Annotated in this window: 15 protein-coding genes; 12 read left to right on the plus strand and 3 right to left on the minus strand. The window is 38.4% G+C overall.

The features are described 5' to 3' along the window. Positions 1 to 165: 165 nt before the first annotated feature. From M997_RS03730 to M997_RS03765, 8 genes are all read left to right on the plus strand, one after another. Positions 166 to 1560 carry a NarK family nitrate/nitrite MFS transporter gene (locus M997_RS03730; protein ID WP_064718773.1) on the plus strand — a complete coding sequence of 465 codons (1395 nt, stop codon included), beginning with the start codon at positions 166 to 168 and terminating at the stop codon, positions 1558 to 1560. Positions 1561 to 1612: 52 nt separating this feature from the next. After that, the gene (locus M997_RS03735; protein ID WP_064718775.1) at positions 1613 to 5374 is read left to right on the plus strand and encodes a nitrate reductase subunit alpha; all 3762 of its coding nucleotides are present in this window, start codon (positions 1613 to 1615) and stop codon (positions 5372 to 5374) included. Then, the gene (narH, locus tag M997_RS03740) at positions 5374 to 6927 is read left to right on the plus strand and encodes a nitrate reductase subunit beta (protein ID WP_064718776.1); all 1554 of its coding nucleotides are present in this window, start codon (positions 5374 to 5376) and stop codon (positions 6925 to 6927) included. The genes M997_RS03735 and narH overlap by 1 nt, the downstream gene beginning before the upstream one ends. Next, on the plus strand, positions 6927 to 7652 hold the full coding sequence (gene narJ / locus M997_RS03745; protein WP_064718777.1) for a nitrate reductase molybdenum cofactor assembly chaperone: 726 nt from the start codon (positions 6927 to 6929) through the stop codon (positions 7650 to 7652). Before narH ends, narJ begins: the two co-directional genes overlap by 1 nt. Beyond that, on the plus strand, positions 7649 to 8326 hold the full coding sequence (gene narI, locus M997_RS03750; RefSeq protein WP_064718778.1) for a respiratory nitrate reductase subunit gamma: 678 nt from the start codon (positions 7649 to 7651) through the stop codon (positions 8324 to 8326). The genes narJ and narI overlap by 4 nt, the downstream gene beginning before the upstream one ends. Positions 8327 to 8716: 390 nt before the next feature. Beyond that, positions 8717 to 9340 carry an isochorismate family cysteine hydrolase YcaC gene (ycaC, locus tag M997_RS03755; protein ID WP_064718779.1) on the plus strand — a complete coding sequence of 208 codons (624 nt, stop codon included), beginning with the start codon at positions 8717 to 8719 and terminating at the stop codon, positions 9338 to 9340. Positions 9341 to 9462: 122 nt separating this feature from the next. Then, a complete protein-coding gene (locus tag M997_RS03760; protein WP_064718780.1) occupies positions 9463 to 10656 on the plus strand; it encodes a lactate oxidase in 1194 nt (397 codons plus the stop codon). Between the two features lie 140 nt (positions 10657 to 10796). Beyond that, the gene (locus tag M997_RS03765; RefSeq protein ID WP_109406176.1) at positions 10797 to 11021 is read left to right on the plus strand and encodes a hypothetical protein; all 225 of its coding nucleotides are present in this window, start codon (positions 10797 to 10799) and stop codon (positions 11019 to 11021) included. Between the two features lie 202 nt (positions 11022 to 11223). Here M997_RS03765 and eptB read toward each other — a convergent pair whose 3' ends face one another. Next, complete coding sequence (gene eptB / locus M997_RS03770; protein ID WP_064718782.1) at positions 11224 to 12915, minus strand: kdo(2)-lipid A phosphoethanolamine 7''-transferase; 1692 nt, start codon at positions 12913 to 12915, stop codon at positions 11224 to 11226. 542 nt (positions 12916 to 13457) lie between these two features. Here eptB and fdhF point away from each other — a divergent pair. The 4 genes from fdhF (at position 13458) to M997_RS03795 (ending at position 19751) form a co-directional block, all read left to right on the plus strand. Next, positions 13458 to 15602 (plus strand): formate dehydrogenase subunit alpha, encoded by a 2145-nt coding sequence (gene fdhF / locus M997_RS03780; protein ID WP_082918381.1) that lies wholly within the window; start codon positions 13458 to 13460, stop codon positions 15600 to 15602. A 320-nt stretch (positions 15603 to 15922) separates the two neighbouring features. Beyond that, positions 15923 to 17497, plus strand: a complete 1575-nt coding sequence (locus M997_RS03785) for a PTS transporter subunit EIIC (protein ID WP_064718784.1) — start codon at positions 15923 to 15925, stop codon at positions 17495 to 17497. A 14-nt stretch (positions 17498 to 17511) separates the two neighbouring features. Continuing rightward, a complete protein-coding gene (locus M997_RS03790) occupies positions 17512 to 18873 on the plus strand; it encodes a 6-phospho-alpha-glucosidase (protein WP_064718785.1) in 1362 nt (453 codons plus the stop codon). A gap of 101 nt (positions 18874 to 18974) precedes the next feature. Continuing rightward, positions 18975 to 19751, plus strand: a complete 777-nt coding sequence (locus M997_RS03795; protein ID WP_064718786.1) for a MurR/RpiR family transcriptional regulator — start codon at positions 18975 to 18977, stop codon at positions 19749 to 19751. 33 nt (positions 19752 to 19784) lie between these two features. Here the strand turns inward: M997_RS03795 and M997_RS03800 are convergent, their stop codons facing one another. Further along, a complete protein-coding gene (locus M997_RS03800; protein WP_064718787.1) occupies positions 19785 to 20666 on the minus strand; it encodes a 2OG-Fe dioxygenase family protein in 882 nt (293 codons plus the stop codon). Between the two features lie 177 nt (positions 20667 to 20843). Then, the gene (locus tag M997_RS03805; RefSeq protein ID WP_064718788.1) at positions 20844 to 22457 is read right to left on the minus strand and encodes a sigma 54-interacting transcriptional regulator; all 1614 of its coding nucleotides are present in this window, start codon (positions 22455 to 22457) and stop codon (positions 20844 to 20846) included. Between the last annotated feature and the right edge of the window lie 86 nt (positions 22458 to 22543).

Raw genomic sequence — 22543 nt, forward strand, 5'->3', positions numbered from 1 at the left:
ATTTATTGATTATAAATGTAAATATTAATGTAACCCTATTAATACTTAGGTGGATATTAGCATTTTAGCTTAAAAATCAAACAAATGTTTGCTTGATTCAGATCATGACTCGTTAACAATTCTAATCGTAAAAAGGTGCCAATTTAATTGTTAATAGAGGTCGCTATGGCACTCACTCAACACCCGGAAAAAATGAGAAAAGGGGTGATCGAAGACTGGCATCCTGAAGATAAGGCTTTTTGGGAAAAAACAGGTCAAAAAATCGCTTCGCGTAATTTATGGATTTCAGTTCCTTGTTTACTTTTATCATTCTGCGTATGGATGCTTTTTAGTGCGGTGGCAGTTAATTTAAACAAGGTCGGTTTTAATTTTACCACTGATCAGCTATTTATGCTGACGGCTCTGCCTTCTGTGTCAGGCGCGATTTTACGCGTTCCTTATTCCTTTGTTATTCCCATCTTTGGTGGTCGTCGTTGGACTGCAATTAGCACCATTTTCTTGATTATTCCTTGCTTATGGTTAGGCATGGCAGTTCAAGATACCAACACCTCTTATTCTACCTTTATTGTTATCTCACTATTGTGTGGTTTTGCTGGTGCAAACTTCGCATCAAGTATGGCCAATATCAGCTTTTTCTTTCCTAAAGCACGCCAAGGTGGTGCATTAGGTTTAAATGGTGGTTTAGGTAATCTGGGTGTTAGCGTTATGCAGTTAATCGCACCATTAGTTATTGGTGTGGGTGTTTTTGCTATGTTTAGTGGCCCTGGTGTTCTACAGCCAGATGGTTCTCGTTTATGGCTAGAAAATGCCGCGTGGGTTTGGGTGCCCTTTTTATTAATTTTCACCTTTGCTGCTTGGTTTGGCATGAATGATTTAGCCGCAAATAAAGCCTCATTAAGCCAACAATTACCGGTACTGAAACGTGGTCACTTGTGGTTATTGAGCATTTTATATTTATGTTCATTTGGTTCGTTTATTGGGTTTTCTGCCGGTTTTGCCATGTTATCAAAAACCCAATTTCCTGATGTGGTGATTTTGCACTATGCGTTCTTTGGACCTTTATTAGGTGCTTTGGCACGCCCTGTCGGAGGCGCGTTATCTGACAAGTTTGGTGGTATTAGAGTCACACTGATTAACTTTATTCTTATGGCTATTTTCTCCGCTCTGCTTTTCTTAACCTTACCTGAACACGGTGCTGGTGGCTCTTTTATCGCTTTCTATGGCGTGTTTATGGTGCTGTTTTTAACCGCAGGTTTAGGCAGTGGCTCTACTTTCCAAATGATTGCTGTCGTATTTCGCAAGATCACTGTTGACCGTATGAAAGCACAAGGTGCAACAGATGAGGCTGCTCAAAAAGAAGCAGTAACAGAAAGTGCTGCCGCCCTTGGTTTTATCTCAGCCATTGGTGCGATAGGCGGTTTTTTTATTCCAAAAGCATTTGGTACTTCGTTAGCAATGACAGGCTCACCTGCTGGGGCAATGAAAATTTTTGTCCTGTTTTATATCGCCTGCGTTCTGATTACTTGGTTGGTCTACGGACGCAATCACAACAAAAAATAATGACAAATTATATGCAATGTGAGCGCTATCGTGCGCATTGGGAGAGCATCTGATGAGTAAGTTTCTCGATAGATTTCGCTATTTTAAGCAGCTTGGTGATACTTTTTCTAAGGATCACGGGCAAGAGTTAAATGTTAATCGCGATTGGGAAGATGGTTATCGTAGTCGCTGGCAACATGACAAAATTGTGCGTTCTACGCATGGCGTAAACTGTACTGGCTCATGTAGCTGGAAAATCTATGTTAAAAACGGCTTAGTGACATGGGAAACGCAACAAACGGATTATCCACGTACACGCCCTGATCTGCCAGATCATGAGCCTCGCGGTTGTCCTCGTGGTGCAAGCTATTCTTGGTATTTATATAGTGCTAACCGCGTCAAATACCCAATGGTGCGTAAACGCCTGATTAAATTATGGCGTGAAGCAAAAGCAGAGCACCGTGATCCTGTTGATGCTTGGGCTTCTATTGTTAGCTCACCTGAAAAAACAAAAAGCTATAAACAAGCGCGTGGCCGTGGTGGTTTTGTTCGCTCCTCATGGTCTGAAGTTAATGAACTCATTGCTGCTTCTAACGTATTTACGGCAAAAGAGTTTGGCCCTGACCGTATTATCGGTTTCTCGCCAATTCCAGCAATGTCGATGGTGTCATATGCCGCAGGTGCACGTTATTTGTCATTGATTGGTGGTGCTTGCTTAAGTTTCTATGACTGGTATTGCGACTTACCACCTGCATCACCAATGACTTGGGGTGAGCAAACTGACGTTCCTGAATCGGCTGATTGGTATAACTCTTCTTATTTAATTGCTTGGGGTTCTAACGTTCCACAAACACGTACACCAGATGCGCATTTCTTCACAGAAGTGCGTTATAAAGGGACTAAAACAGTTGCAGTAACGCCGGATTATGCTGAAATCGCTAAGCTTTGTGACCAATGGTTAAATCCAAAACAAGGTACAGACAGCGCAATGGCGATGGCGATGGGACACGTTATTCTTAACGAATTCCATGTTAAGCGCCAAGCAGAGTATTTCCGCAACTATGTGCGCACTTACACTGATATGCCAATGTTGGTGATGTTAGATAAACATGACTCTGGCAATTTAGTTGCAGGTCGTATGCTGCGTGCCTCTGATTTAGTGAATAATCTCGACCAAGAGAAAAACCCTGAGTGGAAAACTATCGCCATTGATGAAAAAACTCAGCAATTGGTGGTTCCTCAAGGTTCTATGGGTTTTCGTTGGGAAGGTGCAGCTAAATGGAATCTCGAACCTAAAGATGGCAAAACAGGTGAAGAGATCACATTCCAATTGGGGTTATTAGACAACCATGATGATGTTGTTGAGGTCGCTTTCCCTTATTTTGGTGGCATTAAAAGTGAATATTTTGAAGGTGTTGCTCTTGATGATGTGTTAGTTCATAAATTGCCAGCGAAACGTATCACGCTTGCAAATGGTGAAGAGAAGTATGTCACCACTGTTTATGATTTATTGTTAGCAAACTATGGTGTTGATCGTGGCTTAAATGATGAAAATTGTGCAGCCACTTATGATGAAGTAAAAGCTTATTCCCCAGCATGGGCTGAAAAAGTAACAGGTGTTAGCCGTCAAGATATCACCCGTATTGCGCGCGAATTTGCTGATAATGCAGAAAAAACACACGGTCGCTCAATGGTGATTGTGGGGGCAGGTATTAACCATTGGTATCACATGGATATGACCTATCGCGGCATTATCAATATGCTGATTTTCTGTGGTTGTGTCGGTCAAAGTGGTGGCGGTTGGGCACATTATGTTGGACAGGAAAAACTGCGTCCACAAACAGGTTGGTTGCCATTGGCCTTTGGTCTAGATTGGCAGCGTCCTCCTCGTCATATGAATAGTACATCGTTTTTTTATAACCACTCAAGTCAGTGGCGTTATGAAACGGTATCACCAACTGAATTATTATCGCCATTAGCAGATAAATCACGCTTTAGCGGCAGCTTGGTAGATATGAATGTGCGATCTGAACGTATGGGCTGGTTGCCTTCTGCACCACAATTAAATTTAAACCCATTATCGATTGCGAAAAAAGCGCAACAAGCAGGCGTGAGTGCGGCTGACTATACTGTTAATGCTCTGAAATCAGGCGAAATTCGCTTTGCTTCCGAACAACCCGATAATCCACAAAACTTCCCTCGTAACTTATTTATTTGGCGTTCAAACTTGTTGGGTTCAGCAGGTAAAGGGCATGAGTATTTGCTTAAGTATCTGCTGGGTACAGAAAATGGATTACAAGGTAAAGATTTAGGCGAGCAAGGCCAAGTCAAACCAGAAGAAGTGGAATGGCAAGATAAAGGTGGCGAGGGTAAAGTCGATTTAGTGGTGACTTTGGACTTCCGTATGTCAAGCACCTGCCTGTTCTCTGATATCGTTTTACCAACAGCCACATGGTATGAAAAAGATGATATGAATACATCGGATATGCATCCATTTATTCATCCATTAACTGCCGCAGTAGATCCCGCTTGGGAATCTAAAACAGACTGGGAAATCTATAAAGGGATAGCGAAATCTTTCTCTGAATTATGTGTTGGTCATTTAGGTGTGGAAACAGACTTAGTGACACTGCCTATTCAGCATGACTCTGCTGCTGAAATGGCGCAACCTTTTGATGTCAAAGATTGGAAAAAAGGTGAGTGTGAACTTATTCCGGGGAAAACAGCACCACATCTTATTCCTGTAGAGCGTGATTATCCAAATACTTATGCGCGATTTACCTCATTGGGTCCATTGATGGATAAATTAGGTAATGGCGGTAAAGGGATCAGTTGGAATACACAGACAGAAGTCGATTTCCTGAAGAAACTCAATCGTGTACGTCACGATGGCGTCGCCAAAGGACGTCCTGCGATAGAAACCGCTATTGATGCTGCCGAAGTGATCCTTTCTTTAGCCCCAGAAACTAACGGTCAAGTTGCCGTAAAAGCATGGGATGCACTGAGTAAAGTCACAGGGCGTGACCATACTCATTTAGCGACCGCTAAAGAAGATGAAAAAATTCGTTTCCGCGATATTGTTGCTCAACCACGCAAAATTATCTCTAGCCCAACATGGTCTGGTTTAGAAGATGAACATGTCTCTTATAACGCTTGTTATACCAACGTTCATGAAATGATCCCTTGGCGTACCATTAGTGGTCGTCAGCAATTGTATCAAGATCATGAGTGGATGCGCGCTTACGGCGAGAGCCTGGTAGTTTATCGCCCACCTATTGATACTAAAGCAATAGATTCAGTAAAAGGTAAAAAACCAAATGGTTTCCCTGAAAAAGCACTGAATTTCCTGACTCCTCATCAAAAATGGGGTATTCACTCTACTTATAGCGACAATTTATTAATGTTAACGCTAGGTCGTGGTGGCCCTGTAGTTTGGCTAAGTGAAGATGATGCTAAAGAGATGGGAATTCGTGATAACGATTGGGTTGAAGCTTATAACAGCAACGGGGCATTAACGGCGAGAGCGATAGTCAGCCAGCGTATTCCAGATGGCATGATTTATATGTATCACGCGCAAGAGCGCCAAATTAATTTGCCTGGTTCTGAAATAACCGGCATGCGTGGTGGGATCCATAACTCGGTAACGCGTGTATGTCCAAAACCAACTCATATGATTGGTGGATACGCGCAGCTTTCTTATAGCTTTAACTATTATGGCACTGTGGGTTCTAACCGCGATGAATTTGTTGTGGTACGTAAGATGAAACAGATTGATTGGCTTGATGGTGAAGGCGATGCTTATCAACAAACCCTGAATGGACAGGAGAAGGCATAATGAAAATTCGTTCACAAGTCGGCATGGTACTGAACCTCGACAAATGTATCGGTTGCCATACCTGTTCTGTTACCTGTAAAAACGTTTGGACTAGTCGTGAGGGTGTTGAATACGCTTGGTTTAATAACGTTGAAACCAAACCGGGTATAGGGTATCCACAAAATTGGGAAGACCAAGAAAAGTGGAAGGGTGGCTGGATCAAAAATATCAAAGGCCAATTAGTACCAAGAATGGGTAACCGTGTTGGTCTATTGTCTAAGATCTTCGCAAACCCAGATGTACCTGCATTAGATGATTATTACGAGCCATTTGATTATGACTACGAGCATCTGAAAAATGCGCCAGAAGGCTCATTACCAACAGCACGACCACGTTCGCTGATAACGGGTCAGCGCATGACTAAAATCGAAAATGGCCCTAACTGGGAAGATGATTTAGGCGGCGAATTTAGCAAACGTGCAGCGGATACTAACTTTGCTAATATGCAAAAAGAGATGTATGGACAGTTTGAAAATACATTCATGATGTATTTGCCACGTTTATGTGAACACTGTCTGAATCCGGCTTGTGTTGCAACTTGCCCAAGTGGCGCGATTTATAAACGCGCTGAAGATGGTATTGTGCTTATCGACCAAGATAAATGTCGTGGTTGGCGCATGTGTTTAACCGGATGTCCATACAAAAAAATCTACTTTAACTGGAAAAGCGGTAAATCAGAAAAATGTATTTTCTGTTATCCACGAATTGAAGCCGGTCAGCCGACTCTGTGTTCTGAAACCTGTGTGGGTCGTATTCGTTATCTTGGTGTCATGCTTTATGACGCAGATAAGATCTCACAAGCAGCAAGTGCTGATAATGAGAAAGATCTGTACCAAAGCCAATTAGATATCTTCTTAGATCCCTTTGATCCTGAAGTTATTGCAGCAGCGGAAGAACAAGGGATCCCACTTAGTGTGATAGATGCGGCACAGCGTTCACCTGTTTATAAAATGGCGGTAGATTGGAAATTAGCATTACCGCTTCACCCTGAATATCGCACCCTCCCTATGGTGTGGTATGTTCCACCTTTGTCACCGATTCAATCAGCGGCAGATGCGGGTGTATTACCTCATACAGGTGTATTACCTGATGTTGAAAGCTTACGTATTCCGGTTCAATACTTAGCTAATTTACTCACTGCGGGTGATACGGAACCTGTTTTATTAGCATTAAAACGTATGTTGGCAATGCGTCATTATAAACGCGCTGAAACTGTTGAAGGTATTACAGATCTGAGCGCATTAGAGCAAGTTGGGTTAACTGAAGCTCAAGCTCAAGAGATGTATCGTTACCTTGCGATAGCTAATTATGAAGATCGCTTTGTTATTCCATCAAGTCATCGTGAATTAGCAAGAGAAGCATTCCCTGAACGTAATGGCTGTGGTTTTAGCTTTGGCGATGGTTGTCATGGTAGCGACAGTAAATTTAATTTGTTTAATAGCCATCGTATTGATGCCATCGATATTACGTCGAAAACACCACAAGACGAACGTCGTTCAGAGGAGAAAATATAATGATTTCTCTGAAAGTTATCTCTCACTTGTTGGATTATCCCACAGAAGATTTATGGGAAAATTGCAATGAATTGATTGATGCATTACAGGAAGCTGATGAGCTTCCTGTTACTCAGGTTGCAAAATTAATGGCGTTTATTCGTACGTTAACGCAACAAGAGTTATTAGATGCACAATCTAGTTACAGCGAATTATTTGATAGAGGCAGAGCAAGATCTTTGCTGCTATTTGAACATGTTCATGGTGAATCTCGCTCCCGTGGTCAGGCAATGGTTGATCTGTTAAATCAATATCAACAAGCAGGGATCACCCTAAATAGCCGTGAATTACCTGATTACTTACCAACTTACCTTGAATACTTAACTTTGCTGCCAGCCAAAGAAGGTATTGAAGGCTTAAATAATATTGCCCCTATTTTGGCTCTGCTAGGGCAACGTTTAACACAGCGCGGCAGTGATTATCATGTGCTGTTTGATGTGTTGCTATGCTTATCGGAAAGTGGATTAGAAGCATCTCAACTGGCAGGTCAGGTAGAAAATGAACCTCAAGATGATACGCCAGCCGCTTTAGATGCAGTTTGGGAAGAAGAACAAGTTACCTTCCTTGGTGAGGGCGCTCAGTGTGGCAGTAGTGATATCAGCCAACATCAACGTCGCTTTGCAAAAGAGACGACAGTGCAATATCTCAATCTTGGGAGTTCATTGGATACGGGAGCACAAAAATGAATTACATCAATATGATATTGTTTGATATCTATCCTTATATTGCAGGTGCGGTGTTTATTATTGGTAGTTGGTTACGTTACGACTACGGACAATACACATGGCGTGCTGGCTCTAGCCAGATGTTAGATAAGAAAAACATGCGTTTAGCGTCTAACCTGTTTCATATTGGGATCATTGGTATTTTTGCTGGCCACTTTCTCGGTATGTTAACACCTCATTGGATGTATGAATCTTTCTTACCGATAGAATACAAACAGATAATGGCTATGGTTGGGGGCGGTACTTGTGGTGTGTTAATGCTAATAGGTGGTGTAATGCTACTAAAGCGCCGTTTAACCAATCCACGAGTGCGTGCGACATCGTCATTTGGTGACATCATGATCTTAACACTCTTGGTTATTCAAGTTGCGTTAGGATTGCTCACAATTCCATTTTCTGCTCAGCATATGGATGGCAGCGAAATGATGAAGCTGGTGGCTTGGGCACAATCTATTGTGACATTCCACGGTGGTGCATCAGCCAATTTAGAAGGTGTGGCATTAGTGTTTAAATTGCATATCTTCTTAGGAATGACAATTTTCTTATTATTCCCATTCTGCCGCTTAGTACATATTTGGAGCGTGCCTGTTGAATATTTAACTCGCCGCTATCAAATCGTGCGTAATCGTCATTAAGCAACGCCCCATCTCCTGATAGTAATTTAGAGACCTTTTAATTGCGCTTATCTCACCCCCGCCCGCCGGGGGTTTTTTTATGCTTCATTACCTAAAAATCTTGAACAAAAAATTTGAAGGGTTAAAACAATAATCTTTAGATTCATTTAACAATTATTGCACTATAATTATTTTCAACGAAACAAGAAAATTTATATAAACCAAATAAATATTTAATTAAATATCGTGATATTTAATTAAAATTAAAGATTGATAAATCTCTTATTAATTAATAAGAAAGTAAATTTACATATAAATTTAAATCAATCTTAATATTTGAGGAGTATTTGAATATGGATTTTCTTCTATCATTTATTTGAGTCTTACCCTATTAAACTATCGGAGATTATTATGAGCTATAAATATCATCGTATTGATAAAGATAATGCCGCCGTTCTTTTGGTAGACCATCAAGCTGGATTACTTTCTTTAGTAAGAGATATCGAGCCTGATAAATTTAATAATAATGTTTTAGCATTAGCCGATGCTGCAAAATATTTTAATTTACCAACTATCTTAACTACCTCTTTTGAGAATGGCCCTAACGGTCCATTAATGCCTCAACTTAAAGCGATGTTTCCTGATGCACCTTATATTGCCCGTCCAGGTCAAATTAATGCATGGGATAACGAAGACTTTGTCAAAGCAGTAAAAGCAACAGGTAAAAAACAACTGATTATTGCGGGTGTCGTTACTGAGGTTTGTGTTGCATTTCCAGCGTTATCAGCACTTGAAGAAGGTTTTGAGGTTTTTGTTGTCACCGATGCTTCAGGTACTTTTAACTCAATAGCTCGCGATTCAGCATGGGACAGAATGTCAAAAGCGGGGGCTCAACTGATTAACTGGTTTGGTTTAGCCTGTGAATTACACCGTGATTGGCGTAATGATGTTGAAGGGTTAGGAACGCTATTTGCAAATCATATTCCTGACTATCGTAATTTAATGACAAGCTATGATGCTTTAACAAAAAAATAAGCGATTAATTTAAGTTCGCCGTAAAAATAGGGCTTATATTTATCACTACAGATATTGGTTAATAAAACTATTTTATTAATTAATAAGTGTAAGCCCTTTATTTATAATACGCTGGATAAGAAATGAAAAACAAAATATTAAAGACAACGGCTATTGCAATGGCATTAAGCATTGGCGTTGCACAAGCTGCGGAATATAAAGCAAGTACAGCTGAAGGTCCAATAAAAATAGTTAACTTGAATGCAATGGAAAATCAAGTTAAAGAAAATATGGAAAAAGGCGCCTTTGGCTATATTCGCGGTGGTGCTGAAGATGAAAATAATTTACGTGCCAACACAAAAGCATTTGATAAAAAATATATTATGCCTCGCGCACTACAAGGCATCGAATTTTCTGATTTAGATTTAAAAACAGAATTCTTAGGTATTAAATTAGATACGCCTATTATTCAGGCACCGATGGCAGCTCAAGGGCTTGCTCATCAACAAGGCGAAGTCGCCACAGCAAAAGGTATGGCTAAAGCAGGTTCTATTTTCTCATTAAGTACTTATGGTAATAAAACCATTAAAGAAGTGGCTGATGCTAAGCCAGGATATCCGTTCTTCTTCCAACTTTATATGAGTAAGAACGACGCTTTTAATGAATATATTTTGTCTCAAGCGAAACAGTATGGCGCTAAAGGGATCATTATGACTATCGACTCTTCAGTAGGTGGTTATCGTGAGGATGATGTGAAAAATAATTTTCAATTCCCATTAGGTTTTGCCAACTTAGAAGCATTTGCCAAAATTAGTGATGATAAATCGAAAACGGGTAAAGGCGCGGGTATTAGCGAAATTTACGCGCAAGCTAAACAAGCATTTACCCCAGCAGATATTCAGTATGTGAAAAAAATGTCTGGTTTACCTGTCATTGTGAAAGGTATCGAATCACCAGAAGATGCTGACACTGCAATTAAAGCCGGAGCTGATGCAATTTGGGTATCAAATCATGGTGGTCGACAGTTAGATAGTGCGCCAGCTACTATTGATGTATTACCTGCCATTGCAAAAGTTGTGAACAAACGTGTACCTATCGTTTTTGACAGTGGTGTACGTCGTGGCTCTCACGTATTTAAAGCATTAGCCAGTGGTGCTGATGTTGTTGCGATAGGTCGTCCAATTCTTTATGGCTTAAATTTAGGGGGAGCTGAAGGTGTAAATTCAGTTATCCAACAATTAAATAAAGAATTGAAAATTAATATGATGTTAGGTGGTGCTAAAACAGTAAAAGATATTCAAGCCACTCAACTTTATACAGACGCTGATTTTAAATAATCTTTCTGTTATCGTTTATTTAACTCATTAAAAGCCTCTCTTGATAAATAAATTAAGTGAGGCTTTTCTTTTATATAAAAGCCAAAATACTAAGCATGTCGTTATATTTTTACTTCACTATTCTTATGATGGATTATGTTGTGAATAATAAGATTAGAAAAAATTTTGGTCTTATAGCGCGAGATGAAATAAAAGGAAAAAATTATACAATCAGAGAAAAAATCACAGTAAAAATGGCTCCATTGGGTGCACTTTACTCCCGAAATAATGAGAAACCAAATCAATCTACATTTGGATATTTTTGGATAGAATTCAAAGATAATCAATTGATTGGGGAGTTTCAAAATAGAAGGTGGTATGGATAATTTACCCTTTGATGATACTAAAGAGAATGATCCAGCTAAGGTCTTATTACTCGAACAAATAATTCTATTTATAATGAGGATAATTTAGGGTTGTAAAAAATAAACAGAAAAAGCTTATTTTATTAAATAATAAAAAAACCACACCGAATATTGAGTGTGGTTTTTATTTATCTATTTGAAAAATGTTTTCAATTTAAATTATTTATTCTTTGGCCGATGGTGTATCACCAAAACAGAGGTTATTTTTGTTATTTATCCCCCCATCAGTAGAGGTATAACCTAAACAACCCAGCATTGAATCAAAAATATTGTGATGATAAAAAACGCGCTCTTGTTCTTGGTTACGTTTTAAATTATCAAAGAGTTTTTTGTTTTCTGGTTCAGCTAAATAGCTGTCAGACATCCATACTAAGAATGGCACTTTAAATTGCTCTTCTGGTGCAATTTCTTTTGGTGTGCCGTGTAAGCCGCCATTTTCAGAAATTGATTCACCATGATCAGAGGTATAAAACACTATCGCTTTTTTATCGCGCAATGTATCTAATACACCATCAATAAAATAGTCCGTATAAAGGATAGAATTATCATAAGCATTAACTAATTGTTCTTTAGTGCACTCATCATCGACATTTAAGCATTCTGGTTGGTATTTTTTAAATGATTCAGGATAACGTTGTGAATACATAAAATGAGAACCTTTAGTATGTAAGATAACTAAATGGTTTCCTTTAGGGTAATGAGCCACAGAGTTCGCCGTTTCAGCAATGAGCAATGTATCATCTAATTCTTTACCAAAATTGCTGTTCTTTGCTGTCATCATCTCTTTCATTGCGTAATTATTTAAATCGAGTTTATTGTAAAACCAAAGCTCGCTTTGCATAGAATAAAGTTCAGATGTCATGCCTAGCTGTCTAAGAATAGAGAAAATATTGTTTTCTTTTAGTGTCCGCTGGTCGTTATCATCAGTACCGTTTTCACGAACAAACATACATTTTAATGAGAGTTTAGTTGCCGTATCACAAGAGATGCCACGAAATGCAACAAGATTTTTTTCTTGTGTTAATAGTGGATTTGTTTCTCTTTCATAGCCTAATAACCCCATATGATCCCATCTTGCCGTCTCACCAATAATAAACACGACATACACATCGTCATTCACTTTTGATGGTTGATAGGTGAAATGGTCTGCTGGATTAAACAGCTGTTGGTTATTAAAGGTATCGTCATAGCGAGTTATTCCATATTGAAACAATGGAATAATCCAGTTTGTTGGTAAAAACGCATAACTTAAGCCGCCACTGTAACTCGGTAAATCAAGATTGTTACGAATTTCATACGCTTTTTGTCTTGAATCTAATGTTTTTAAATAAGCAAAAACAGCAAGAGCGATTACAACCATTGTGATGGTATTTTTTATCCATATTTTCTTTTTTTGCGTATTAGTTAAATTAGGATCCGGTTTCTTGCATAGCCAAATAACCACTAAAGGCAAAATAGATAAACCTGCAATCCACAACATGGTATTTAAGCTAATAACTTCTTTTGATAAATCAATGTCTGTTGTTAGTGTTGAAATAATAATGCCATAGCCAATAACCACATCGAAAAACGAGATGTAATAGCTAGCACAAACACTGACAATTAAAATAAAAGACGCGATTATTTTAAAAAATAGCGTACCAAAGAATGAAAGCAATCGGAGTAAAAAGAAGGTAAAGGCAATATTAACTGCGATTTCACCCAACAAATATAACGAATCAATGATGATGTTATGTGTGTTTTGGGTACCAAAACGCCCAATATAAACAGAAAGATTAAGGAAAAAACCGATATAAATGGCTAAAAAAAGGGCAATGTTTTCTTTAGAAAATCTTAAAAACTTTAACTTTTGCATATTAAATTATTATCAAAATTTATGGTGTAGAGGTCTTTAAGACCACAAGGCTGTTTTCTGGTTCAGTATTATGTGCTTTTTTTTATTGAAATTTAAAAATTTTTTGTTTTAAACCTATTGTTATTGAAATGATTAGTTTCTAATAATTACAATAAGTAAGAATATAAATAGAAATATTAACTATTTGTCGCCAGATAATAAGGCTGATAGTGAGATAGCGGCGTACAAATAGGCGTATTTACTTAAAAATGTTGATGACTCAAAAGGTTATTGACAAGATCCCTCATGGTTTCTTTTTTACAGAAAAAAGGTTGCTTTTATCCCAAACAAATATCGACATAAAGATCGTCATTAGTGTCGATTATCTCCTGTATTTTTTTCATTATCTCCATTTTTAATATCTCCTTAATATTTTATTTTCTTTATATATCAATTTGTTGTGATGTTATAAAAAATAACTGCTTATTTGGCACACTCTCTGCATAGATAAAGGAGAGAATCAGGTATTAACCTGAAAGTTGATGAACACAGGAGCAATGTTGATGAAAAAAGTCATCACGGTCTGTCCGTATTGCGCCTCAGGATGCAAAATCTACCTGAAGGTGGAAAACGGTAAAATCATTGGCGCTGAAGGGGCTAATGGTTTAACAAACCAAGGTGAGCTGTGTCTGAAAGGGTATTATGGATGGGATTTTATCCATGATACTAAGATACTGACTCCACGCCTTAAAACACCGATGATCCGTCGTGAAAGAGGCGGAAAGCTAGAATCGGTTTCTTGGGAAGAAGCCATTGAGTTTGCCAGTAGCAAACTACTTGCTATCAAAGAGAAATACGGTGCTAAATCTATTATGACAACCGGTTCATCTCGTGGACCTGGTAACGAAGCTAACTTCGTTATGCAGAAATTCGCGCGTGCGGTTATCGGAAATAATAATATAGACTGCTGTGCTCGTGTCTGACACGGCCCTTCGGTTGCAGGTCTGCAGCGTTCGGTCGGTAATGGTGCTATGAGTAACTCAATCGTTGAGATTGAGGATACCAAATGTCTATTTGTCTTCGGTTATAACGCCGCAGACTCGCATCCTATTGTTGCTCGCCGTATTGTTAAGGCGAAAGAAAAGGGTGCCAAAATTATCGTATGTGACCCACGTTACATCGAAACAGCCCGTTTAGCTGATTTGCACTTGGCACTGAAAAACGGTTCAAATATTGCGTTATTAAATGCTATCGCTCATGTGATTATTGAAGAGGAGTTATACGATAAATCCTTTGTTGAAAATCATACTGAACAATTTGAAGAATATTGTCAGTTAGTTAAAAAATACACACCAGAATCGGTTGAAGAAACAACAGGTTTAGGTGCGCAAATAATACGTGAAGCGGCGCGTATGTATGCGAAAGCAGAAACAGCAACAATTCTTTGGGGAATGGGTGTAACTCAGTTCTATCAAGGTGTTGAAACGGTTCGCTCATTGACAAGCTTGGCATTATTAACGGGTAATTTTGGTAAAAAATATGTAGGTGTTGGTCCTGTTCGTGGTCAAAACAACGTACAGGGTGCTTGTGATATGGGTGCATTACCAAACACATTACCAGGTTATCAGTATGTCACTGACGTAAAAGCGCGTGAGAAATTTGCTAAATTTTGGGGCATTGAATCAATGCCTGAAGAAGTGGGCTATGCGTTAAGTGAAGTACCTCATAATATCGATCATGGGTTGTTAAAAGCGCACTATATTATGGGTGAAGATCCATTACAAACTGAGCCTGATTTAGCAACTATTCGTAGAACTTTTGAAAAACTAGATTTGCTGATTGTACAAGATATCTTTATGACCAAAACAGCAGCTATTGCTGATGTTATTTTCCCTGCGACATCATGGGGGGAACATGAAGGTGTTTATACCGCAGCAGACCGTGGTTTCCAACGTTTCTACAAAGCTGTTGAACCTGTTGGCGATGTGAAAACAGACTGGCAAATCATTAGTCTGATGGCTACGGCAATGGGTTACCCAATGCATTACAACAACACCAAAGAAATTTGGGATGAGTTGCGTGAACTATGCCCAATCTATTACGGTGCAACTTACGAAAAAATGGCGGACTTGGCTTATATTCAATGGCCTTGCCCAACAGAAGATAGCCCAGGTACACAATATTTGTATGAAGGCGGTCAATTCGATACACCTAATGGTAAAGGTCAATTCTTTACCTGCGAATGGGCTCCACCTATTGATAAACTCTCTGATGAGTTCCCAATGGTGTTGGCAACAGTTCGTGAAGTTGGGCACTACTCTTGCCGCTCAATGACGGGTAACTGTAAAGCCCTCGCTGCATTGGCTGATGAACCAGGCTATGTTCAGTTAAACACTGAAGATGCAAAACAGCTGGGCATTAAAGACCAAGAGTTAGTTTGGATACGTTCACGCCAAGGTAAAGTTATTACTCGTGCTGCTGTGAGTGATCGCCCTAATAAAGGTGCGATTTATATGACTTACCAATGGTGGATTGGGGCTTGTAATGAGTTAGTTGCAGAAAACTTAAGTCCAATCACTAAAACGCCAGAGTATAAATATTGTGCTGTTTGTGTTGAGCCTATCAAAGAACAGACTCAGGCTGAACACTTTGTGAAAACAGAATACAACAATATTAAACGCCGTTTAAGAGAAGCCGCCGAAGGCTAATCTTGTTAATACGGTGGTTGTGCTACTAAAACCGACCTTAATGAATAGAATGTCATTAAGGTCGGTTTTTTGTTGGTTTTATTTGGTCTTTCTTTGTTACTCCTCGATTTAATGACATTTTTTCTCTCTTTATTAATCAGTTAAAAACATCTTATTTTTAGTTTGTTTATCAAGCTTGAGTGAGTTCACAGTTAAAAAAGTAACATGTTACTTTTAAGGTAATCTGTTTCTAAATCAAGTGGATAAATTGCTTTTTATTTTATGCCAGCGCAGGATGCTGATATGGAAATGAGTGTAAGAAAACAACAACGAGATACAGTATGAAAAAACTCATTAATGCCCTACAAGCGTTTGGAAAGTCTTTATACGGCCCGGTACTGATATTGCCGATAGTTGGTTTATATATTGCACTGGGTAATGTTTTTGGTAATGGTAATCTTGCAGAGTATGTTCCCTTTTTAAATCACCCAATTATTCAAAGTGTTGGACAATTACTGGCAAAATCCTCTGTTGCCATTTTAATTAATCTCGCCCTTATTTTTGCTGTTGGTATTCCTGTTGGATTGGCAAAAAAAGATAAGGGCTATGCTGGATTAATTGGCTTAGTGACGTTTGTCATTTTTACTAATGCCATGAATATTACGCTGACATTACAGGGAAAACTGGTCAGTGCTGAAGAAATGCGAGCTGCTGGACAAGGGATGGTACTTGGTGTTCAAGTTCTCGAAATGGGCGTGTTTGCTGGTATCTTAACAGGTGCAATATCTGGATGGCTTTATAACCGTTATTCAGGTCGTCAATTTAACGGCATTATGGCGATTTATTCGGGGCACTGTTTTGTCGCGATTATTGCTATCCCATTGACTATCGCGCTTGCGGTTTTAATGTGTGAAATTTGGCCATTTGCACAGGCGGGTATCACCAAAATGGCGCTGATTATTCATGATTCAGGCGCATTTGGTGCACTTATTTACGGTTTCTTAGAACGTATTCTTATTCCAACAGGTTTACACCATTTAGTTTATACCCCGTTCTTATATACAGAATTAGGCGGTGTTGCTGATGTTTGTGGCACGACCTATCAAGGTGCAAGGAATATCTATTTTGCTGAAATGGCGTGCCCTGAAGTCAAACAACTCAGTAGCACAGTTATTTGGGATGCTCGTGGTATTGCTAAAATGTTTGGTTTAACTGCCGCGGCAGCAGCCATGATTTCTGTAGCGAAAAAAGAGAAAAAACAGATGGCAAAGGCGATTTTAATTCCCGCTGCTGCTACTTCTCTTTTGCTTGGTGTTACCGAACCTCTTGAGTTTTCCTTCTTATTTGTTGCCCCGATTCTATTTTTTGTGCATGCCATATTAACAGGTATCGGCATGATGCTGTTTTACCTGTTAGGTGTCCACGCCATAGGTGCAAATGGTGTAATTGATTTCATCTTATATAACTTACCGCTGGGAACTGAAAAATCAAACTGGCCTATGTATATCGTGGTGGGTTTGATTATGTCGGTGCTCTACTTCGTTATCTTTAGAACTTTGATTTTAAAACTTAATCTTAAAACACCGGGTCGTGAAGATGATGATGAAGAAACACGTTTGTACAGCAAAGAAGATTATCAAAAGAAAGCCGAAAGTGGCATGCCAGAACAAATAAATAAAACAATCAATAGTTTAGGTGAAGAAATTATTGAAGGACTAGGTGGTCGTGACAATATTGACGTTGTTGATAATTGTTATACCCGCTTAAGAGTCATTGTTAAAAATGTCGATGCAATCCATGAAGAATTACTGAAAAAAACTGGGGCTAAAGGCGTTGTTCGCCACGGTAATAATGTTCAGGTCGTTTATGGATTACATGTGAAACAAATGCGTGAAGCGGTCGAAGCCGCACTTTGATTGGAGAAAGACAAATGAATAAATCACCTTTTATCTTAAGCATTGCTGGCGGCGGAAGTACCTACACCCCGGGAATTGTAAAAAGCCTAATGGTTCGTTTAGATGATTTTCCATTAAGTGAGATTCGTTTATACGATATCGATAAAGAGCGCCAAGACACTATTGCGCCAGTGGTTGAAAAAGTGATCCGTGATCATAGTGATAGCATAAAGTTCACGGTAACAACGGATGCGAAAACGGCATTTGATGGCGCTGATTTTGTTTTTGCGCAAATGCGTGTTGGGCAATATAAAATGCGTGAGCAAGATGAAAAAATTCCCCTACGTTATGGTGTTGTAGGGCAAGAAACCTGTGGGCCGGGTGGATTAGCTTATGGCTTACGTACCATTTTACCTATGGTTGAGTTAATTGATTTAGTTGAACAATATGCAAACCCTAAAGCATGGATTGTAAACTATTCCAATCCTGCGGCGATAGTGGCTGAAGGTGTGCGCCGTTTACGTCCTAATGCGCGAGTACTCAATATCTGTGACATGCCAGTTGCTGCAATGCGTAATATGGCGGCGGTATTAAATGTTGATCGCCATGATTTAGATGTTGATTATTTTGGTTTAAACCATTTTGGCTGGTTTACCTCTGTTCGTGTAAAAGGGGAAGAAAAGCTGCCAGAGTTACGTGAACATATCGCCAAGTTTGGTCTTTTAACTGAAGATGCCGCACAAACTGATCCTCAGCATTCTGATCCTTCATGGGTAAAAACATGGCGTCATATTCAGCCGCTAATGGATGCGTTTCCAGAATATATTCCAAACCCGTATTTACAATATTATCTGATGCCAAATTATATTGTTGAGCATCAGGATCCTGATTACACTCGTGCAAATGAAGTAATGGATGGTCGTGAAAAACGGCTATTTGAGGCGGCTCGCGAATATAAAGAAACGGGGATTTTACCTGATGCATTCCATGTTGGTGTTCATGGTGCCTTTATTGTCGATGTTGCTTGCTCTTTGGCGTTTGATTTGCGCCAGCGCCATTTAGTGATTGTTGAAAACAAAGGGGCAATTGCGGATTTACCTTATGACGCAATGGTAGAAGTGCCGGCTTATATTACTTCTCATGGCCCTGAACCTATTCGTATTGGTGATATTCCACGTTTTCACCGTACTTTGCTTGAGCAACAATTAGCCTCAGAACAATTGCTGGTGGAAGCAACACTAGAAGGCAGTTACGAAAAGGCGCTCGAAGCTTTTACGCTGAATAAAACGGTTCCTAGTGTGATTCATGCGAAGAAAATTTTGGATGATATGATTGAAGCAAATCAAGCGTATTGGCCTGAATTACGCAAAGCTTATGTAAAGGGTAAGCGTGTTTGATCTCAAACCTTGCTGTTAAATGATAATTGAATAAAATGCTGTTCTATAATAGGAACAGCATTTTCCTTTGATGAGGATGATGTATCAATGAGGTAACAGTTATGTCAGCTCGATTATCATCTTTATTATCAAAAGCCACAGAATTAACTCGCGCAGAATATCGTATTCTTTCCTATCTTATTGATAATCCATCTCAAATAGGAAAATTAACTATTCGACAGCTAGCAGAAGTTAATTTTGTTTCAACAACAACGATTATGCGGCTGTGTCAAAAATTAGGTTTTTCGGGCTACAGCGAGCTGGTTTATTATTGTAAGCAGCTATTATCGACAACATCGATATCAAAAGTGCTTGTTACCGATGAGAGTACTATTGCTGAGCCTCTTTTTGATCAGTTTTTAGCTAATTACCTGAAAACTTTTTCACTTATTCCCGATGAACGTAAAAAGTATTTTGTTGATTTAATCAATGGTAAAAATTCTTTCTTTATTTATGGTACGGGTTTTTCGCATATTTTTTCAGAATACATTAGTAAGCGTTTACAGCTTATTGGTAAAGATGCGTTTCTTTCAGGGCTAAGCGATAGTAAGAATATTTTTATTAATAATGCTTCTCGCTATACGGTGTTTATTGCGATTTCTCGTAGTGGTGAAACGGCTCAAGTATTAGAAAAAGCCAAAATAGCCAAAAGTATTGGTATGAAAATAGTCGCATTTACTAGAGCGAGCGCTAATTCGTTAGCTGAACTTGCGGATATTCATTTTCCTATTTATGACGATGCAATTAGTTTTCAATGCGATACTATCGAGAGCTCTTCTTTTGAATCAAACCTAGTCTTAATGATTGATTTGTTACTAAGTCGAGCTCAACGATTTTAATTTACCATTACACCTGTTTTGCTATAACGTTATTTAAGGCTGATTTAAATGTACTGTTAAAGGTAAATCAGGGTGCACATTTATTGAGTCAAATTGATGAGCAGGGTGAGATTCAATCGTTGGATAACGAGATAATAGAACGATAAAATCTTGGTAAGCCTGATTGTTATTATCATGTGTAAAAATAGGTGTGCCACTATGATTTAATTCATTATCAGCAATTAATAATATATCGAAATGTTGTGCATTATTATGTTCATAGAGAATATTTTCATGATTAATTTCTTGCCAAGGCGTACCTATTTTCTCCGCGGGTGAATGAACACGTAAAGCACCTGAATTATCTTTAACATTATTCTTATTCATCATTACTATCATGGTGTGATCAACGCCATCTTTATGAACACCTTCAATAGAAAGTTCGCTTAAAGAATTGGGCTGAGCAATTAATCTTAAATGAAAAACAGTTGAAATTAATTTTGGTGATAATGGATTGGTTAAACGACGAGGTGTAAAGGTATTACCTTCAATTAATAACATTTTTAGTTTTAATAATGCTTGATAGGCGCTATTGCTTTGCCAACGATCATCAATCGCTCTAAAGTGCCTCTGAGCGCCACTGTCTTCCCGAATAAAACCATCTTCTTCAGTAAGAACAAACGGCTGATATTCTAAGCGAGAGATAGTCTTGATATCATTATCGAAAAGATAGCGCCCTGTGCGAGTATGACGGAATGACAGTGTGGGATCTTGTGCTAAATAGTCACCATAATTTATTAGTTCATTGATATCTTTTTCTTCGCCACCTAAGTTTTTAATTAAATCAATAACAATGGCTTGAGGAATAAAAACATGTTTATTTTTCTTGTATTCTTCTTTTATTTCACGGATTTTATTTATAAGCAGGTCGTTCATAGATAATATGCTCCATTGATGGTTTATATTATTAATTATAATAAATAGGAATAATTGAAAAAATATAATCAACTACAGTATAGAAAGAGATAAATAAGTTTCAAATGTATCAAAAAAGAGAGTGTAATAAATTAATTACACTCTCTTTACATGAAATAATGAGGTAGTACTCTAGAATTAAAGTACTTCTGGAATTGAAATACCTAAGCGTTGCATCCGTGATAATAACGTTGTGCGTTTTAATCCTAATTTTAATGCCGCACCTCTAGCTCCTGCTACAACGCCATTTGTTTCTCTTAATGCTTGAATAATTCGTTCTCGCTCTTCATCATCACTTTCCGGCGCATTAGTTTGCATCCGTTTTTCAATTGATGATGGCTGAGTTAATACCTGTTTTAAACGCGAGGGCTTATTGATATGTAGCTCTTTTAATTGGAGATTTAATGTTGAACCTCTTGTTAAAATAACCGCACGTTCAATAATATTTTCCAGTTCACGCACATTACCTGGCCAAGGGTAATGCGTTAATTGCTCTAGTGCATTGGCAGGAATGCATTCAATATTCCTATCCATTCTACGAGCTATTTTTTGCGTGAAATATTTGGCTAATAATGGAATATCTTCTGGGCGTTCTCTTAGTGGTGGAATAACAATAGGAAAAACATTTAATCGATAATAAAGGTCTTCTCTAAAATCACCATCATCTGTTAACTCGCATAAATCTTTATTAGTCGCAGCAATTAGACGTACATCAACAGGAATAACTTTATTACCGCCGAGTCTTTCTATTTCTCGCTCTTGTAATACGCGTAATAATTTTGGTTGTAACTCTATTGGCATATCACCAATTTCATCAAGAAATAGAGTGCTGCGATCTGCCATTTCAAAGCGCCCAATATGCGTGCTTGTTGCGCCTGTAAATGCGCCTTTATCATGACCAAAAAGATCACTTTCAAGTAATCCTGAGGGCACTGCGGCACAGTTCATTTTTATCATCGATTTATCTTTGCGTAAGCTTAATCGATGGATTGCTCGTGCAATAAGTTCTTTACCTGTTCCTGTTTCACCTAAAATAAGAACGGTGCTATCACTTTTAGCCACTAATTCAATTTGTTCCAGCACATTATGCATAGCATCGCTTTGGTAAATAATCTCACTAAAGCAGGCATTTTTATCTATTTGTTCATTAAGCCAAATATTTTCATTCTTTAAACTGTCTTTAAGATGCGTTATTTCTTCATATGCTGCGGCATTTTCAATAGCAATACCGATACGAGCCGCAATTTGTTGCAATAATTGGCAAGTATCTTCAGTAAAAACACCTGCTATTTCATGAGCAAGAATTAATAGCCCGACAGGTTTATGATTAAAAGCCAGTGGCAATAACAAAGCCGTCTTCATGTCTTGTTTAACGAGACGTTTAATCAATACATCGTCTTGATCTTCATTATTAATATCGATTAAGACAGGTTTATTTTGATTAATAATTTCTTCTGCTTTGTTATTCGCGCTACTAAACTTTCTTTGTTGACGAATAACGGATTTTCCAGTCTGATAACGACTAGAATAAAGAACAACTTCATTACTATTTTGTGATGAAGTACGACTTAACATAAGACTAATATGGTTTAGTCCAAAAAAACGATGTATTTCTTTAGAGACTTCAGAAATAAGACCATCCATATCCAAATGAGCTAATACTGAATTGGTTATATCGACCAGGATCCGATATTGATTACGCTCATTACGAAGGCTTTCCATAGTTTCAGCATTGTTACTGCTTAATTTCATGACACCACCGATTGCCCTAAAAAATTAGCTATATTGTAGTAGGTTTATAATAAAATTATATGAATGACTGAATCATTTTTGATCCA

Source organism: Proteus hauseri ATCC 700826, from assembly GCF_001654965.1.
Classification (GTDB): Bacteria; Pseudomonadota; Gammaproteobacteria; order Enterobacterales; family Enterobacteriaceae; genus Proteus; species Proteus hauseri.